Origin of the sequence: Photobacterium makurazakiensis, assembly GCF_050336715.1 — a bacterium.
Taxonomy (GTDB): Bacteria; Pseudomonadota; Gammaproteobacteria; order Enterobacterales; family Vibrionaceae; genus Photobacterium; species Photobacterium makurazakiensis.
On sequence record NZ_JAKJSJ010000002.1, the window covers coordinates 1 to 16,049 of the forward strand.

Genomic DNA, 16,049 nt, shown 5'->3' on the forward strand with positions numbered 1-16,049 from the left:
GCTGTCTGGGTATTTTGGTGATGACCCTGTGCCATCGTAAGAGCGTTGCTCAGTTTGCCAGTTCTCTATGATGTCGTCAGATAACCAGATATCAATGCGCCCACGATCACGAAGACTTTGGTTGTATTCAGCATAATTGGTTTGCCGATAGGGCGGCTTTTTGAAGTGATGACGTCTGGATTCGTTGTATTTGTAAGGCATGATGTTTGAACTGGAAACGAAGATAGATGGCAATGATAAAGTAAGGCACGCTCAAATCAAAATTGACGATTTAATGTGCGTGTCAACAAAGCCAGTCGATACAAGCACTCATGAAATTATTGCAGCCGAGCTAAGTTTATCGACGGTTACAGATGGAGAAGTCCTCCCTAACTTACTGAAACAAACACGCCGAAGCCTCCTTGAGGTGTCTGGTGATGGCGCTCACGACACGAGAGCGTGGTCACCCCCGAAATCTCGCCGTGGGTTGCCAGAAGTTATACGGCTCACATAAGTATTGGAAAGAGCGGTATGGATACCACAGACGTTCACTGTCAGAAACAGCGATGTATCGAGTTAAACAGTTGCTAGGAGGGCGATTGAGCTTAAGAAATTACAATGCGCAGGTGGGTGAAACTTACGCGATGATAAAAGCGTTGAACAAGCTTACTGGGTTAGGTATGCCTGAAACTTGTCGTATTGACTAAAAAGCATGCGAAACGGGGTAGCTCTATCTCTAAATTTAATTACGCAACAAAACCGCTCTTAGGATTTCTCGATGCCGCTAAAAATTGTCATAAGTTTTGCGTTCACTCTTATCGTGAGCGAGACATATTCTATTTCGCCCCTGTTTCTTTGCTTCATATAAAGCATTATCCGCTAGCTTAATCACCTCTTTGACTGTCTCCGCTTGTGAGAGGCTAGCGCATCCTATAGAGATGGTCACTTGCTGATCTGATTCGTATTCTAGGGGGGCTGTGAGGTTTTGTTCACTCACCAATATTCTTAAGTTATCAGCGATCTTGCTGGCGATTTCAAGATCTGTTTGAAGAAGTAAAATAGTGAATTCCTCTCCACCATAACGACAAACTAGATCAGAAGAGCGTGTATTGTTTTTCAGAACATTAGCGACGAGCTGCAAAACTTTGTCCCCTAGTAAGTGCCCATAGGTATCATTGAATTGCTTAAAAAAATCAATATCTATTAATAGTAAACTATTTATTTCCTGGTTCAGGTTTTGTTGCTCAAATACTGCTTGGATTTTTTGATCGAACTCTGATCGGTTATACAATCCAGTTAACCGGTCAGTAATTGCGGATTTATGGAGTTGTTTTTCAAGGAGGCGTCTACGTTTATCGAATTGCTCATAAGTAATACCACTAGCCAGCATTGTAAAGGTGATATACGTACAGACCACCACTACATAGATAGCAAAACCGCTGGTTTCATCATCCAAAATATAAGTGGTGAGAAAGCCGCCAGCTAGGCAAAATAACAACCCAAAGATTAACTGCGTACGCGCTATTTTCGCTCCTAAAGTAGGTAATAAGAGTGTTTTAAGTGCGCCTCGGTGGGCTGTGAGACCAAAAATTGATATGGTTAAAAAGAACCCTAATATAGTGGTGACCGGAGACATCTGGCCATAAAATGAATCAATACCATAAGCGTAACCAACGGCTGAGACAAATGGGAGGAAAATAGCGGTAATGGCAAAAATTTGTATTAGATACCAAGGACGTCTATTTAAGAGGAAAAAAATGGCTATGACAGCAAAAAGTTGCATTACTGATGTATTAAACCCCATCTCGATGGGAGACTCTGCGTGAAGTGGGGTATCAAAAAAGATGAAATAACTTAGAACAGGGTCAATTAAATTAATTCCAGTACTTTGTTGATAGAAACGAATGACAAGTATGAAAAAAGCAAGGCTTACGAGGCTTCTGGTTATCTTCAGACTCTTTTTCCGCCAAATACAGGCGCAAGAAAGAAGTAAAAAGATAAAAGCAGTTATAGGATGCGTAGCTGCCCCATGGCTTGTTGGTCGATAGAGCCATTTAATATCAAAAAGATAGGAAGCTAAAATGAGAACAGACAAAGCTGCAATCACCTTGCAGAAAACTTGGCTGTAAAAAAGAGTGAGTGAAGTGAGTGCTCGTTTTTTTTTTGCCATTTATATATCGCCTTCATTGGGTGTCTTAGGACTTAACTTTTATAGATAATGATTCAATCTAGGAGATTTTTCCCAAATACTGCGTTTAATATTATCATTAATAAGGGTTCTGTCGCAAATCTAGCTAGAGGCGTGATAGTCCCATCCGGCAGATACAATTATGCTACGAGGGCGTGAAATCGCTCAAAGGCTGTATGGCCTTCAACATCTATCTGATCTTGTTTCAACATCGTCCATACTTCACGCCCATGTAAACTGGCCAAAGCTCCTTCCGTTGACTTCCAACCTAGCGCTTGACGTGTTTTCTGCTTCACCCAACGGTGACTCTGCTCAACGATATTGTTCAGATATTTAATGTCCAAAATCTCTATCAATGAGAGCATGAAATAACCCGTCAACCAAAGCTGAACATTCATTGAATCAATGGCTGCGTAGTTACTCTTACTTCCGTCTATAACCACTTTGTTTGGTAAGCCATTTTGTGCAATAGCTATATTCAAAAAGGCTTTAGCGGCTGCCTCATCACGGTTTTGGCTAAGGTAATAATCGACCACATTTCCAAATTTATCGACGGCTCGGTAATAGTAGACCCATTTACCCTTTACTTTGATGTAGGTTTCATCCATACGCCACGAATCAGACACCGGCTTCTTTCTACGCCTGGCTGTATGCTCCAATACTGGTGTGAATTTGATAACCCAACGATTGATAGTCGCGTGATCCACAACGACTCCACGCTCTAATTGTATCTCTTCGATTTCACGATAACTGAGCTTATAGGCGAGATAATAACGTACGGTTTCTAGAATAACTTCAGAGGGAAAGTGGCAGCCTTTAAACATTAAAAATCAGTATCATAAGTGAAAATTAAGCGAATCTTAACTAAAAGGCTCAAAGTTTGCGACAGAACCGATGCTAGGGGCTTTGTTGACACGCACATTAAATCGTCAATTTTGATTTGAGCGTGCCTTACTTTATCATTGCCATCTATCTTCGTTTCCAGTTCAAACATCATGCCTTACAAATACAACGAATCCAGACGTCATCACTTCAAAAAGCCGCCCTATCGGCAAACCAATTATGCTGAATACAACCAAAGTCTTCGTGATCGTGGGCGCATTGATATCTGGTTATCTGACGACATCATAGAGAACTGGCAAACTGAGCAACGCTCTTACGATGGCACAGGGTCATCACCAAAATACCCAGACAGCACACTCATGGCATGCCATTATTTGAGACTCGTATTCAAACAACCTCTCCGCCAGACTCAAGGCTTTATCGATAGTCTCCTCAAGGAAATGGGCCACACAAACCTCTCCTGTCCTGACTTTTCGTGTCTATCAAAGCGTCTCTCTAAGCTTGGACTTAAGACGCCAAAATTTAAAAAAACAGACAAGCCCGATGAAGATTTAGCGGCGATAGCCATTGATTCCACTGGCCTGAAAGAATTTGGTAAGGGTGAATGGCACCAGGAAAAACATAAAGTTAACGCAAAGCGTAGCTGGAAAAAAGCGCACTTTGCTGTTGGTGATGAACATATTATTCATGGCGCGATATTGACGAAGAAAGACACCATGGATTTTCAGGTTGTCGAGGAATTAAGTGAGCAAGTTGATGTGGAAGTTGACCATGTTTCAGCAGATAAAATGTACGATACCGATGACGTCTATGATGCCTTAACGAGCAAATTTCCAGAGAGTGACATAGCCATTCCTCCCAAAGAAAATCTGTATGCAGACGATGCTCATAACCCTAAAAGAATGAGCAATTTGGTGGCGTATTCTGCCTTAGGTCCCATACGCTGGCAAAAGAAAAAACAGTATGGAAAACGGAATGTGTCAGAGAATGCGATGCAACGTTATAAAACAATGATAGGCCCAAAATTACACAGCAGAGACTTTGAAAATCAACAACAAGAACTGATGCTAGGCGCATCAATATTAAATCGATTTACCCAGCTTGGTATGCCCGAGAGCTACCGAGTCGCCTAATAACATCAATAGACAGAGTGGATTGAGTACGGAAACAAAGCCCTTATGAGGTTAAGCCATTATTTGATGTGAGCTGCTAGATGGAAGCTTTACAAGAGTGTTTAGCTCAACGCCTGTTTCACTTTTATTGAACATTTGGTCACTAAGGCTTTTATCCAGTTTTAAGTTGCAAATTGCTTTACGAATGTAAAATTTCTCAGGACATTCGGGGCAAACTTTAGATGCAATATCAAGCTCAGTGAGGTGCTTGTTAGGATTGTTAAAAAGGTAATTAAGAAGTACGCAATTGTTTGAACCTTTCTGATAATGCTTAATCACTTCTTTGGTGGTTGCATTAATCACCGAGCAGGTTTCAGGGCAGAAAGCCAATTGAGTATAACCCTCTTTAATTGCAGGAATGGGCGCTAGATCGGAATCGCTTGCAGCGTCAGAAACAAAGGGGGTGGTATTGCTATCTTTGTAGGTCATGGACTCCAAGGATATATCAGACTCGCCAAGCTTGTGATAAGTAGCAACAAGCAATAGTGTAATGACCAGAAGCGTCAAAACCACTGCTTTTACAGTGTTTTTATCTAATGCTAAATCTCCAATTAGTATTATCTCGCTCATAGCAATAATCCCTCATTATTTTCTGCATCGAGTAAAGCTTGTTTTAAGAGTGTGTTTGCTTCTGTTTGATAAACAAACATCGTTTCATAAACTGAAATCATCTTGCTATCGAGATCCTGACCTTCGGAAAGACAAATATCGATAACCTCATCTAAAAAGGGTTCAAATTGGAAAACAGTAAGATAGTAATTACCTAATGATTCCAAAGGAGTATGAAGCTTGTTGAGCTCTTGGGCATAGACTTCGGTTCTACGAATGAGCATAGACTCAATAAGGGATTTAATCTTAGCAACTTCTTTAGAGTTGTGAATGTCGTGCTGAGAAAGAATTGAACGAAGTTCTCTAATTTTTCCTTCACTGTGAAACCAAACCGTATAGCGAGCGTGATTATAGGAAAGCTCTGGTGACAGGTGATCAGTATGAAGAACATTAGTCGAGCTAGAAGTTAGCAGGACAAGAGAAAGCGCCCAACCAAGAACCGCAGAAAAACCGAGTGCATACTTAATAATGCGAGCTTGGTGGTTGAGTCTGGTTTGTGGTGATTGCTGACTTTTAGAATCGTTAAGCTCAAGCATTATTTAATATCCTTAGAATAAGTTAGATAATCCTCAGAGTGCTTCGCAAAGAAGCGTCTTACTGTATGCTCACTGACCTCAATACCATTGGTGCTTAACCAATCACAAAGGGACTTATAGGTGTAACCGCTAGACCTTAATTCAAACAGCCCACCCTTAAAAGACTCAAGGCTTTCTAACTTTTTTGTGGGTTGATTCGCAATCTTGTATTGATCAGCATCCATTTAATAGTCCTTGATTTATAATGAATATTTGAATTTAAAGTGTCTCATCTTGATATAAATTGTCGCTAACTATCTCTAAGAATAGACTGCTTATTCGTACAGTACATAAAACTAATGGGCTATTTATTGAACTGTCTCTAAAATGAGATGCGTTTTTTTTTGCACTAATAGGCTATTAGCTTTGACAGATCGGGCTATGAGAAGTAAGATTTAGGTATCTTAGTTGAGAGTGCAGCGCACAGCGTTTAGCGATGCCACACAAGCGTTGTGTGGTGTGTTTTACACTAAGATGCAGAGTGGGTCGGGCTTGACCTCTCGACAAATACCACTCGCAAAAAAGCCTAAGCTTTTACCTTCACGGGAGCTTGGGCTTTTCTGTATCTGGAGATCAACAAAACAAAGCACAGATCTTTTCCTTGATCTTTTAATAATGGATCTCTACTCTATAGGTATCAGTAAGAAGCGGCTTAGTCACCCGTAACTCATTGATAAAAACGTGAAGGGGTCAAATAGCATTTCTCAGGGTTTCCTACCCAAAATCTATCTAACTCCAAGTAAACATATCAGAACTATGCAGGTTTATACGCCCGTATTGCGTCTGAATTTCTAGCGATTGCACAAGATAAGTTTGTGTGGAGATTTGTAGATGGAATTATCAATGTCCTTAAATGAAAAAACCCAAGCGTTCTCTACGTATAGAGCGCTTGGGTTTTTGCAATTTAAAAGTTTGCCGACTTTCAATTGCATTGGCTTAAAGGATTGCCGTCCTTCTAGCCTAAGTCTGCGTTATCTGGTTTGCCGCCAGATAAACAAGTCAGAAAAACGTGTGTCACCAAACACAGAACTAACCAAAACCAGAGCCCTATCAAAATCAAAGGTTCTAAGAATTACACCAAAGAATCTTAGAGTCCCATCAAAGGAGGTCGGATTGTAGAAAGCTGATACGTTTTTAAGCGTCCTCTAATAAATATATAGAGATCGACTTTACAGACTTTTATAGTCTAGCAAAGTCGATAGGCTTTTTACAACCTAAATTCAATGGTTGTAAACAATGTTGCATCAAAAATTCAAAGACCATCGACCAATCGAGCTCGTTTTTACGATGAGCTTCCTTGGTTCGCTCGATGCTGCTTAGATAAAGGGGAGTTAATCACTCAACCAAGGGTTGCAGCTCAAAACTACCCTTACATACAAGCCAATAGAGCTGATATGCGCTCATGGATGATATTTGATCTAGACCATGAAAATGCTTATATATGGCAAGATGCTAACCTTCCTCCACCTAATATGATTGTTTCTAACAAGAACAATGGTCGCTCACACCTTTATTATGCGATTGAGCCTGTTTACTTTGGTGACAAGGCAAGAAAGAAGCCTATCAATTACTTCAACGCTGTTTATAAGCGTATGCGTAAGATGCTAAATGCTGATCCCGCTTTCGGACACTTCATATCGAAAACCCCGTATTCTGAGTTTTTTAGAACGATAGATTTGCACCATCAAGAGTACACATTAGGGGAACTGGCTGATTATGTGGATTTTGAAGAATCAACATGGTTGCAGCGAAAAGGCAGATTGCTAAGAGAAGAATCAATGGGGCGTAACTGTGCTCTTTTTGATGAGCTTAGATACTACGCATATTCTGTGGTCGATAAATTTAGGTTAGACAATAACGAGTCAGGATTTTACAAAGAGCTGATGGCTCATGCCGAGAGCGCTAATGAGTTTTCTGATTGCGGTCAGTTTGACGATACATCACCTCTTGATTTCAATGAGCTGAAAGCAATAGTTAAGTCGGTGTCTAAGTGGACGTTTGCTAACTATGAAGCTGGAAGCGGAAATAAAAGCGTAAAACGAGGGGTGATGATGCTTTTTAAAGAGAACATGACTCTTACCGAAAAGCAAAGTAAATCTGCGTCCAGAACTAACGATATGCGCTGCAAAGTCGCAAGTGATGCGATTATTGATGCTACGTGGAAATTCCTCACACAGAACGATACAGCCCCAAGCAAGCTCTGTATGACAACCATTGCCAAGTTAGCAGGAGTATCGAGACAAACGGCATACAAATATCGGTCACTAATCACTGAAATTGCAGATAGAGCGAAGCCAAATCGTATCATGTCATTGAGCTCTGTATTCAATGGAAAAAGTGTCAATTACGGTAGTTATCAGTTACTAGCCCCTCTAGGGGTTGATCTTGCTCTAAAGGGTTTTACGATCTTTAGAGCATGTATTGATCTTTATTGCTCATTGCGTGTAGGTATTTTAGGTTGGTTTTACTTAAAGGATATATTTAGTTGAGCTTCTTTATCTAGCAACTAAGGTCGGTGATGGCGTAAAAATAAGGAATGAGCATAAGCGAAATGAACATTTTTGCTACAGTGCCGAGCCAACAGAGCGAAGCGGCGTTAGTTAGCTCTACACTGTATTCATTGTTTAATTGGTTAATATTGAATGAAGGGCTTTGAGGCTATTACTTATACCTTGTTCAAGTTCAATTAAGTTCTCAGCTAGCATGTATGCAGGAGTTGTGATTAATCTATGTGTCTCATCTACGTGGTACTCAGTCACCTGACAGTTCACATGCTTGGATGAAGTCAGCAAGTTTGATGTTTCTTGGTCGTTACCTATCGTTATTTCACAGCCCTCAATTGTTTTAGCTATGAGGACAGGAGCGATACACATGGCTAGTATCCATTTCTGAGAACTATGGAAATCGATTATGACCTTTTCAATCTCAGGTAAAACCTTGTAATTCTCTCCGACAAAAGCAAAGTCTGATAAGTTTTTAGCTGCGCCAAAACCTCCTACGAATATTAACGAATCAAAATCATCCACATTCTTTTGTATTCCCACGACTGACACGGTTTGACTCTGAAAGGACATTTCTAACCTCATCGATTGGTTCACCCTTAAAGTGATCGATAACATGATGCTGGTTAATATTGGGGGCAAATGTCTGGTACTCAATCGAAAGCTTTTCTAGAGCAAGTAGCGTCAATACGGTTTCGTGAAGCTCAGATCCATCATACACGCCACTTCCAGAAAGAATTATTGCATTTTTTATCATGTAGTTAACATCCTTTGTTATTCCGAGGTGTATTTAGATTAAAAATTATCCTATATTTTTATACAAGTGTTCACTGAATATATTTTATAAATAATGCTTATAGATCTCATTGCTGCGGGGCTTGCGGTTGTTGCTGTTGGGCTCGTGCAATTTAATGACCATAAAAAGCATGATGAAGAAGTAAAAGCGCTTACCACCTTTGTTATGCAGAACCAAAGGGCGATTGATAATCCATCGCTCAGAAGGCTGTATTTGCAAGCATTAAAGGACGATAGCCATCGTGACCTACATGACTGGTTGAATGAAACTCAAGGTGATATAAGAATTGGTCATATTTGGCTAGTACGTCAATACGTATTGAATCAAAAATCACTGCCCTACCCTGTCCCTCACTTCTCTTAAAGAGCCTAACGCAAGTCTCGCTTAGGCTCGCCTTTTGTTCAGTTCGCACCTCATGGCAAAGCAAAAAGACGCTTTACCATGAGGCACAAACTCTGACTTTAAAAGCGATAAACCTATATTGAGCGGTCTTTTTGCATTATATTTAATGTTAAGGTTTGTTTATAAGTCGAGAAAATTATGAATACTAGCTACAAGCAAAGTGACTATGCTCAAGGCGCTAAAAAGTTACTGAGTGAAGATATAAGAGTAGTTGGCAATAAAATCCTTATCGCAACGAATGAGCTTGATAGAGAGCTTGAAATTGATTTGGACTTAATCGAAAACATGATCAAGGAAAGCAAAATAAAAGGTGCGTAGCGGAACAGTGACGAACGCTGAGAACTGGACTCCCCCGACTGTCGATGAAGTCAATGAGCTTTGGTTAAGAGCATCCGAAATATTAAACATTGAAGTTAGCAAGCTACATAACTATATCGGCATTGGAGAGAGAGCTGCGAGGCGGTGGCGATCTCAAGCTAGTGCTATTGACGGAAATAAAAGCATTATTAGATATGGCTATTTTGCACTGCTCGTTGGAATCGTTGAAGGACGCTCAATACTTGGCTTTAAGGCGTATAATCCAGAGTTAATAGAGGGATTAAATTTGCCTACTTTTAGCCAATATAACCCTACGGTCAATTATTGTGAGTTAATCGGGAGCCTATTACGTTTGTCACTAAGCGAGTTTGCTAAGTTGATAGCCGTTGACTATACAACGGTTTATCGTGCTAGTAGAGCCGAGGTTTGCCCGAAATGGATTTACGGTCTTATTTGCTTAGCTGCGGGTATGTCACCAAGAGTATTATTCAAATGAGTGAAGAAGCAAATTTTGAGTTTTCAGATCTGAAAACCTCATCATGCGAATCAATCCATGATGCGAGAATGAAAACTAAGTCTGTACCACAAATGGGAGGGCGTATAAGTGCAATAAAAAGGCGCTTTGTCTGTCACTGCACCATTCAAGCAATACAGGAAATCGCAAAGAGACACGAAATTACAATGACCAGTCCACTTGCCGATAAAATGGTTAGAGCGATATTAGGTCGTGGGGTTGGTACTGAAATCCTCCGTGTGAACTTTGCAAAAGAGAACCGCAATGCGAGCATAAAACTATCAACTGCTGATAGAGATAGAGCAATTCAGCTTGCTACAGATTACTCAAAAGAGATTAACGATGAGATAAACAAGGGCGTTGAGTACCTAAATCGATTCTCAAAAGTACACTCAAGATCAGCTCGTGAAGCAGAAATAAATAGGCTACAAAACGCCATCCCACCGATAATGTAATCATTAGCGCTCAACTCTGTTGGGCGCTTTTTTTTAGTCCCTACCCCTAAACTTTTCTCAGATTCAAAATCCTCAAGTTAGCTACTGAGGGTAGCTATAATTCGAATGTGTTACAGTGTCACGATTAAAAAAACAACCAGATTTTTAGTTTGTTTGTTGGTATGTTTGTTTGTTTGTTGATAAAATAAAGTAACTAACAAACATACAAACTGTGCATTTATACATGAGGTAACTTATGGCTAGACCGTTAGATTTTGATAAAGAAGAAGTGATTGAAGCAGCACGAAGAATCATTGCAGATGGTAAGAACGTTAACGGTACTAGCCTAAGAAAATATCTAGGAAAAGGTCGTCCAAGCGCATTGATAAAGGTTTGGGATCAAGCAAAAGACGATGTGGACTTTTTCAATACTGATGTAGTTGAAACCACGGTAGAGGAAAAAACCTACGACTTACCATTGGAGATTGCGAATCAACTACCTTTGATGCTTGCTGATATAGAAGAGACGTTTAGAAAAATGAACGATCTCGCTCATGCTACAGTAGAAAGCCGACTTAATAGTGCTATTGAAAAGGCGAACCAAGCTGCGTCAGAAGCCGCTATAAAGGTTCAAGAAGCGGAAGCAGATCAAGAAGCTGCTTACGAGGAAGCTGAAAACCTAAAGGATAGTATCGCTGAACTGAGCAGCGATAAAGAAAGATTGAAAGAGGAATTAGCAAAGGCTAAGTCTGAACTTGAGCTAGCTCAAAACAACCTTGAGCATTTAACTGAAGATCTAGAAGAAAGAGATACAAGAATCAGTCAACTTGAGAAGGACAATCAAGATCTTAATACTTCAAAAGTAAAAGCAGAAGGTAAAGCCGAAGCAATTGGCAATCAATTAGACACAATGAAACAAGACCTTGAAAATCAGGTTGCTATTAACCAAGAGAACAGTGACAAAGCAGTGCAGCTTCAAACCAAGCTTGAAGCAGAACAAGGTAAAGTTTCAGATCTGTATGAGCAGCTTGAGTCTCAGGCTGCTATTAGCCAAGAGAACAGTGACAAAGCAGTACAGCTTCAAACCAAGCTTGAAGCAGAACAGGGTAAAGTTTCAGATCTGAATGAGCAGCTTGAGTCTCAGGCTGCTATTAGCCAAGAGAACAGTGACAAAGCAGTGCAGCTTCAAACCAAGCTTGAAGCAGAACAAGGTAAAGTTTCAGATCTGAATGAGCAGCTTGAGGCAAGCGAGTTATCTATTGAAGAATTACAAGCATTATGTGACCGACAGCTTAACGCACTTGAATATGTATTAGAGTCCGGTTATCTGTCTGATAAGGATGTAGAGAGTAAAGCCAAGTGGGGGTTAGGCTTAGAAGTTGAAAACCCTGATAAAGTTGCGAAGCTATAAAAAAAACACTTAAAATATATTTAATATTTCCGGTCATTATTATTGCAAAAAAACGGTCATTAATCTATACTTAAATTAGTTTAAGAAAACGCCCCGTTGTGGGCTAACCCGAAAGGAAGAATACAATGTCAGATTCAAAAATGGTAGCAATCAGTAATGCAAAGGGTGGAGTTGGGAAAAGCCTAAATGCGCTTATGCTCGCCATCCGAGCAGCCGAAAGACAAAAAAAAGTCTTACTGATTGGTGCGGAGCATGATGGTGCTTTTGCCCCTAATAGCCCTAAGTTCAAGATAGAAAACCTCGATGTGATCAGTGATGTTGCTCGTGACACTGATTTTGCTAAAAAGATAGGTCTTTATCGTCAACAGTATGATCTTATCGTGGTTGATTTGCCCGGCAATAACTTAACGATAGAACACGCTGAGTTTGATGGTTTTGCAGAAAAAATGATTAAGAACATTCTAGTGAAGTCTGATCTTGTTGTTATACCTATCGAGCCCTCAGAAGATTCGGTGCGTAAGACGTTTAGCTTTATTAAGAACCTCCACGGTTTAGCAAAAGCAACGGGTCGAAAAATCAATCAACTCATCTTACCTACTAACACTAAGAAAGGTAACGTGATTAGTGAGCAAGTATTAAATGCGGTTGAAAAATTCCCCGTTCCTAAAGCAGTTAAGCCAATCAGAGCCTCAGAAGATTTAAAGAAGGCTTTTGCAAAGCGTCAAGGCGTATGGACGTTCAAGCGAGGGGCGCTTGTCAATAATGACCTTGCGCCTGTTCATAATCAAATCTTTGAAATCTTAGGCATCAAGTGAGGGTAAGACCATGAGTAAAGAAAACAGCAGCTTTATTGATATGGGCGACTTTAATTTTAACGAAGATGAGTTTGGCAGCGATGTAGCCGTGGATGAGGATATTGCGATTAGTCTTGGTTTCGCTGAGAACGATACGTTGATGCTGCCAGTAGATAAGGTTCATCCTGACCCTAATCAACCTAGAAAGTCTCGCTCTGATGAAGAAATTGAAAACCTAAGAGCAACCATCAAAGCCAAGAACGGTAATGATCAGGCAATTCAAGTTAGACCACACCCAGAGCTAGATAATGAATACATGATTATCACTGGTGAAGGACGTTGGGGCGCTTGTTCTTTTCTTAATATTAAGCATGTCAAAGCTGAAATTGTGACAAAGAAGCTTACGAATTACGACATTATCCTTACTCAAATGTCGGAGAACATCGGGCGCTCTGATATGAACCTCATCGATACAGCAAGAGGGTATAAAAAGCTTGTAAGCGATGCTGCGGAAGATGGCATTACTATCACGCAAGCTGAGTTATCGAAAATGTTTGGTATCAATAAAACTAAAGTAAGCCGAATGTTGAAGCTGGCTAGTGCTGACTTAGAAATACAGAATTTAGCTGAAAGTGGTTTTGAAAATCTCAATACCCTTACGTATTTAGGTCAGATACAAGAGCTAAACGAAACCGAGTTCAACCAAGCTATTAAGGATGTTAAATCAAGCAGCATCACAGAAAAAGAGCTGCATAAATTGATCAAGACCTTAAAAGATGAAGCTGAAAAGCAAGAGAACATCGCAGATTTGGACTTAGAATCAAGAGCCGAAGCCATAGATACTAATGATACTGATGAGCAATCATTCAGTTCTGAAACCGAGCAGGACGGCTCGAAAAGCTCAGAATCAGAAGAAGGCGACCCTACTACAAAAAAACAACTTGAGCTTGAATATGTTAACCGCAGAGCCCCTTCAAAGCTGATTGAGTCTGATAGTGAAAAAATCGTGTTAGATATTGACGGGGTTGAGTTTGTAATTGCGGGTGAAATGTTAGACAAAATCAAAGAAACCTTACATAAGGGGGTTGAATGAGCAAGTTAATGGAAATTAACCCTAAGACTCTCAAGGTACGTGCGAAATGGGTAGCCCCAACAACTCAAGAAGTGAATCTTGTTTGGGCTATCATCGCTTGGAAATACGGCAAGAACATTTCAAAAATCCATGAAATGATAGGCGTTAGTGAGCGATCACCTAGACGTTGGAGAGCTCCGAAAGCAGAGGGTGAAAATAACAAAAGTAACATCAAGTATTGCAATTGGGCGCTACTTATCGCCCTTGTAACCGGAAAATCCATCATTGAGAAGTCAGATAAGGAAGTAAGCCTTAATTACGATTGGATTATGCGTGTTGATAAGTATGAATCCCCGTCATTAGAAGTCGTGAAACAGTTTATTGGTACAAATAGCTTTACTGGCTTATCAAGAGATAAGTTAGCTAAGGTGTTAGGCATTACAGGCGACTTACTGGCAAAAAGAGCAGATGGAGTGATGGACTTTCACCTTTGGGCGGGTATTTTGATGCACTTAGGAGTAGAACCTAGCAAGTTGCTTGATTTAGATGATTCAAGCATTACGGAGAAGGACACAAGCTATACAAAGCTTGGTTATGAAGAAGCTGAAATTAAAGACGCATACGCTCGATTAAAGCGTCAATCTTACGAAATATAACCCTCCCCCCATCGCAGAAAGCAGTAGCGATAGAGAGAACGGTATATACGTTGCTGCTTGCGTTATCCTACTACTGGTACGCATAAAGTTAATTAATACATTAATTAGCAAGGTGCTGCTATGTCAAACGATCAAGAAAAAATACTTAGCAAAATCAAGAAATGTCTCGCACTTGCTGATTCAAATAACCCACATGAGAGCGCATTAGCGTTAAAAAGGGCTCAAGCGCTCATGGATAAACACAATATTGAAGCGTTTGAGATTGATGTTACAGAATGTATTTCTCAGTCAAAAGTAAACATGAAAGTGCAAAGTTATGTGAATAATCTCGTGACGTATATTTGTGATGGTTTTGGGGTCGAAGCTGTTTATAGAGCGAGACATACATATAAAACAGTTTGGAGCGAGAGGTATTATGAGTACGTTTCTAGACCTCGATTTCATCAAGTTGTTGTGTTTGTTGGCTTAGAATCTAATGCCAAGGTTTCATGTTATATCTTTGACTTACTTATGAAAATGCTTAGTAAAGCAAGACGAGAATACATGAGCTGCTTACATGGCAACACTTCAAAAAAGTAAAGAGTGAAAAAGTGATGCCTTTGCTATGGGTTAGGTCATTGGCGTGGCTGAGAACCTACCAGAGATGAACATATCGCAAGCTGTTATGGAAAACAGAGAGGCGTACATGAGAAAACACTTTGAAAATTTAGACGATGCACCAGTTCGAGACTTTAACCAAGACAAAGCTATGGCTCAAATGGTTGAGGGCTATCTCGATGGCGGAAAAGTCAGTATCCACGCTGCGGTCGATGGTGAGCAAGAAAAAGAGTTACGACTATTGAAGGGGTAACAAATGAAGAAGCTGATCACGTTAATATCAATTTGTGTCGCTGCTTGCAGCGCTACAGCAGCAAGCATAAACGATAAGAACTTCGGTAGTTTGAAAGTTTCACGAGTCGATTCAATTTATGATGGTGACACGTTCAGAGTAACAATCGATCAGGTTAACCCGATAATTGGGGAACGCATCCCTATTCGAGTTGCAGGAATAGACACGCCAGAGATTCGAGGCAAGTGTAAGAAAGAGAAGAAACTTGCTCAGCAAGCTAAGCAATTTACTGTTTCGGCAATTCGGAAATCTCAAAATATCGAGCTACACAACGTAAAGCGAGGTAAATATTTTCGGATAATCGCTGATGTGAAGCTTAATGGTTACGATCTTGGTCACGCCCTAATTGAAAAAGGGTTTGCAGTCCCTTACGACGGTGGGAAAAAAATCGATTGGTGTCAGTAGAAATTCAGATCTGAAAAAGGAAAGTCAATGAATATCCAAAGCAAACAATTCACAGAAAAACAGTGCCATAAGCTTATGAAGGCTGCATGGTGGCTACAATGTTCCAGTTTCGATATAGCGCTGATTCAGTTGTGAGCTTACGGCAAGCTACCTTGCCGTAAGCTCACCTTCTATTCAAAGACAAATACCCTTAAATAAGCCCCTAGAACGAGCTACATCAAGCCGAGACGGGTTGCAGTAGCATTCCTTGGGACTGGCAAAGTCTCTGCGAGGCTAGGCTTAGCAGGAAAGGGGGTGTTTCTCTCATTGTTCAACTATGCAGTCGCTTCGCTCTGTTTTCGCTCACCCGCCAAAGTCGCAAATATCAACCCTTGAGGGTTCGCTTATCCCTGCGGGGCTAGTCCTTCACCCGTGGCAAATTTCAGATCTGAATGGTCATTATGGGGTTACCCCTTTGCACTTTCATATATTAATAAACTATATCATTATGC

General features: G+C 40.4%; 20 protein-coding genes and 2 pseudogenes. 14 read left to right on the top strand and 8 right to left on the bottom strand.

What is annotated here, in order from left to right:
* Positions 1-201: pseudogene (locus L4D09_RS00150) on the bottom strand (IS5 family transposase); the annotation flags it as partial.
* A 94-nt stretch (positions 202-295) separates the two neighbouring features.
* Between L4D09_RS00150 and L4D09_RS00155 the strand changes: the two are divergent.
* Positions 296-686 (top strand): annotated as a pseudogene (locus L4D09_RS00155) (transposase); the annotation flags it as partial.
* 77 nt (positions 687-763) lie between these two features.
* Here L4D09_RS00155 and L4D09_RS00160 read toward each other — a convergent pair.
* Positions 764-2,149 carry a GGDEF domain-containing protein gene (locus tag L4D09_RS00160; RefSeq protein WP_017096766.1) on the bottom strand — a complete coding sequence of 462 codons (1,386 nt, stop codon included), beginning with the start codon at positions 2,147-2,149 and terminating at the stop codon, positions 764-766.
* Between the two features lie 158 nt (positions 2,150-2,307).
* Positions 2,308-2,991: an IS6 family transposase gene (locus L4D09_RS00165; RefSeq protein WP_428455483.1), complete on the bottom strand. Its 684-nt coding sequence runs from the start codon at positions 2,989-2,991 to the stop codon at positions 2,308-2,310.
* Positions 2,992-3,162: 171 nt separating this feature from the next.
* Here L4D09_RS00165 and L4D09_RS00170 point away from each other — a divergent pair, with 171 nt between their 5' ends.
* Complete coding sequence (locus tag L4D09_RS00170; protein WP_016786898.1) at positions 3,163-4,143, top strand: IS5 family transposase; 981 nt, start codon at positions 3,163-3,165, stop codon at positions 4,141-4,143.
* Positions 4,144-4,194: 51 nt separating this feature from the next.
* Here L4D09_RS00170 and L4D09_RS00175 read toward each other — a convergent pair whose 3' ends face one another.
* Genes L4D09_RS00175 through L4D09_RS00185 form a run of 3 tightly spaced genes read right to left on the bottom strand, consistent with a single transcriptional unit; the run spans position 4,195 to position 5,551 of the window.
* Positions 4,195-4,752 carry a hypothetical protein gene (locus tag L4D09_RS00175; protein ID WP_428455484.1) on the bottom strand — a complete coding sequence of 186 codons (558 nt, stop codon included), beginning with the start codon at positions 4,750-4,752 and terminating at the stop codon, positions 4,195-4,197.
* Positions 4,749-5,327, bottom strand: coding sequence for a hypothetical protein (locus L4D09_RS00180; RefSeq protein ID WP_428455485.1), 579 nt, complete (start codon positions 5,325-5,327; stop codon positions 4,749-4,751). Before L4D09_RS00180 ends, L4D09_RS00175 begins: the two co-directional genes overlap by 4 nt.
* On the bottom strand, positions 5,327-5,551 hold the full coding sequence (locus tag L4D09_RS00185) for a hypothetical protein (RefSeq protein ID WP_428455486.1): 225 nt from the start codon (positions 5,549-5,551) through the stop codon (positions 5,327-5,329). The genes L4D09_RS00180 and L4D09_RS00185 overlap by 1 nt, the downstream gene beginning before the upstream one ends.
* A gap of 1,038 nt (positions 5,552-6,589) precedes the next feature.
* Here L4D09_RS00185 and L4D09_RS00190 point away from each other — a divergent pair.
* Positions 6,590-7,855, top strand: coding sequence for a replication initiation protein (locus L4D09_RS00190; protein WP_428455487.1), 1,266 nt, complete (start codon positions 6,590-6,592; stop codon positions 7,853-7,855).
* Positions 7,856-7,990: 135 nt separating this feature from the next.
* Here L4D09_RS00190 and L4D09_RS00195 read toward each other — a convergent pair whose 3' ends face one another.
* Both L4D09_RS00195 and L4D09_RS00200 read right to left on the bottom strand, forming a co-directional pair.
* Entirely contained in the window at positions 7,991-8,392 is a 402-nt protein-coding gene (locus L4D09_RS00195) for a hypothetical protein (RefSeq protein WP_428455488.1), read from the bottom strand.
* Positions 8,385-8,588, bottom strand: coding sequence for a hypothetical protein (locus tag L4D09_RS00200; RefSeq protein WP_428455489.1), 204 nt, complete (start codon positions 8,586-8,588; stop codon positions 8,385-8,387). The genes L4D09_RS00195 and L4D09_RS00200 overlap by 8 nt, the downstream gene beginning before the upstream one ends.
* 129 nt (positions 8,589-8,717) lie before the next feature.
* On the opposite strand from L4D09_RS00200, the gene L4D09_RS00205 reads away from it, so the two are divergent.
* The 11 genes from L4D09_RS00205 (at position 8,718) to L4D09_RS00255 (ending at position 15,558) form a co-directional block, all read left to right on the top strand.
* Complete coding sequence (locus L4D09_RS00205; RefSeq protein ID WP_428455490.1) at positions 8,718-9,026, top strand: hypothetical protein; 309 nt, start codon at positions 8,718-8,720, stop codon at positions 9,024-9,026.
* A 177-nt stretch (positions 9,027-9,203) separates the two neighbouring features.
* Positions 9,204-9,383 carry a hypothetical protein gene (locus L4D09_RS00210; RefSeq protein WP_428455491.1) on the top strand — a complete coding sequence of 60 codons (180 nt, stop codon included), beginning with the start codon at positions 9,204-9,206 and terminating at the stop codon, positions 9,381-9,383.
* 7 nt (positions 9,384-9,390) lie between these two features.
* Complete coding sequence (locus L4D09_RS00215; protein WP_428455492.1) at positions 9,391-9,879, top strand: hypothetical protein; 489 nt, start codon at positions 9,391-9,393, stop codon at positions 9,877-9,879.
* Positions 9,876-10,352: a hypothetical protein gene (locus L4D09_RS00220; protein WP_428455493.1), complete on the top strand. Its 477-nt coding sequence runs from the start codon at positions 9,876-9,878 to the stop codon at positions 10,350-10,352. Before L4D09_RS00215 ends, L4D09_RS00220 begins: the two co-directional genes overlap by 4 nt.
* 235 nt (positions 10,353-10,587) lie before the next feature.
* Positions 10,588-11,742 (top strand): DNA-binding protein, encoded by a 1,155-nt coding sequence (locus L4D09_RS00225; RefSeq protein ID WP_428455494.1) that lies wholly within the window; start codon positions 10,588-10,590, stop codon positions 11,740-11,742.
* Between the two features lie 125 nt (positions 11,743-11,867).
* Positions 11,868-12,557 (top strand): ParA family protein, encoded by a 690-nt coding sequence (locus tag L4D09_RS00230; protein ID WP_428455495.1) that lies wholly within the window; start codon positions 11,868-11,870, stop codon positions 12,555-12,557.
* Positions 12,558-12,567: 10 nt separating this feature from the next.
* The gene (locus L4D09_RS00235; protein ID WP_428455496.1) at positions 12,568-13,629 is read left to right on the top strand and encodes a ParB/RepB/Spo0J family partition protein; all 1,062 of its coding nucleotides are present in this window, start codon (positions 12,568-12,570) and stop codon (positions 13,627-13,629) included.
* Positions 13,626-14,264, top strand: coding sequence for a hypothetical protein (locus L4D09_RS00240; RefSeq protein ID WP_428455497.1), 639 nt, complete (start codon positions 13,626-13,628; stop codon positions 14,262-14,264). The genes L4D09_RS00235 and L4D09_RS00240 overlap by 4 nt, the downstream gene beginning before the upstream one ends.
* A gap of 120 nt (positions 14,265-14,384) precedes the next feature.
* Positions 14,385-14,843, top strand: a complete 459-nt coding sequence (locus tag L4D09_RS00245) for a DUF2786 domain-containing protein (protein WP_428455498.1) — start codon at positions 14,385-14,387, stop codon at positions 14,841-14,843.
* Positions 14,844-14,886: 43 nt separating this feature from the next.
* Positions 14,887-15,114 carry a hypothetical protein gene (locus tag L4D09_RS00250; RefSeq protein ID WP_428455499.1) on the top strand — a complete coding sequence of 76 codons (228 nt, stop codon included), beginning with the start codon at positions 14,887-14,889 and terminating at the stop codon, positions 15,112-15,114.
* A gap of 3 nt (positions 15,115-15,117) precedes the next feature.
* Positions 15,118-15,558 (top strand): thermonuclease family protein, encoded by a 441-nt coding sequence (locus tag L4D09_RS00255; RefSeq protein ID WP_428455500.1) that lies wholly within the window; start codon positions 15,118-15,120, stop codon positions 15,556-15,558.
* The last annotated feature ends 491 nt before the right edge of the window (positions 15,559-16,049 follow it).

Excerpts from the sequence above, each read along its gene's own strand:
- L4D09_RS00160 (WP_017096766.1), bottom strand. The coding sequence starts at position 2,149 with ATGGCAAAAAAAAAACGAGCACTCACTTCACTCACTCTTTTTTACAGC.
- L4D09_RS00165 (WP_428455483.1), bottom strand. The coding sequence starts at position 2,991 with ATGTTTAAAGGCTGCCACTTTCCCTCTGAAGTTATTCTAGAAACCGTA.
- L4D09_RS00170 (WP_016786898.1), top strand. The coding sequence starts at position 3,163 with ATGCCTTACAAATACAACGAATCCAGACGTCATCACTTCAAAAAGCCG.
- L4D09_RS00175 (WP_428455484.1), bottom strand. The coding sequence starts at position 4,752 with ATGAGCGAGATAATACTAATTGGAGATTTAGCATTAGATAAAAACACT.
- L4D09_RS00180 (WP_428455485.1), bottom strand. The coding sequence starts at position 5,327 with ATGCTTGAGCTTAACGATTCTAAAAGTCAGCAATCACCACAAACCAGA.
- L4D09_RS00185 (WP_428455486.1), bottom strand. The coding sequence starts at position 5,551 with ATGGATGCTGATCAATACAAGATTGCGAATCAACCCACAAAAAAGTTA.
- L4D09_RS00190 (WP_428455487.1), top strand. The coding sequence starts at position 6,590 with ATGGTTGTAAACAATGTTGCATCAAAAATTCAAAGACCATCGACCAAT.
- L4D09_RS00205 (WP_428455490.1), top strand. The coding sequence starts at position 8,718 with ATGCTTATAGATCTCATTGCTGCGGGGCTTGCGGTTGTTGCTGTTGGG.
- L4D09_RS00210 (WP_428455491.1), top strand. The coding sequence starts at position 9,204 with ATGAATACTAGCTACAAGCAAAGTGACTATGCTCAAGGCGCTAAAAAG.
- L4D09_RS00220 (WP_428455493.1), top strand. The coding sequence starts at position 9,876 with ATGAGTGAAGAAGCAAATTTTGAGTTTTCAGATCTGAAAACCTCATCA.
- L4D09_RS00225 (WP_428455494.1), top strand. The coding sequence starts at position 10,588 with ATGGCTAGACCGTTAGATTTTGATAAAGAAGAAGTGATTGAAGCAGCA.
- L4D09_RS00230 (WP_428455495.1), top strand. The coding sequence starts at position 11,868 with ATGTCAGATTCAAAAATGGTAGCAATCAGTAATGCAAAGGGTGGAGTT.
- L4D09_RS00235 (WP_428455496.1), top strand. The coding sequence starts at position 12,568 with ATGAGTAAAGAAAACAGCAGCTTTATTGATATGGGCGACTTTAATTTT.
- L4D09_RS00240 (WP_428455497.1), top strand. The coding sequence starts at position 13,626 with ATGAGCAAGTTAATGGAAATTAACCCTAAGACTCTCAAGGTACGTGCG.
- L4D09_RS00245 (WP_428455498.1), top strand. The coding sequence starts at position 14,385 with ATGTCAAACGATCAAGAAAAAATACTTAGCAAAATCAAGAAATGTCTC.
- L4D09_RS00255 (WP_428455500.1), top strand. The coding sequence starts at position 15,118 with ATGAAGAAGCTGATCACGTTAATATCAATTTGTGTCGCTGCTTGCAGC.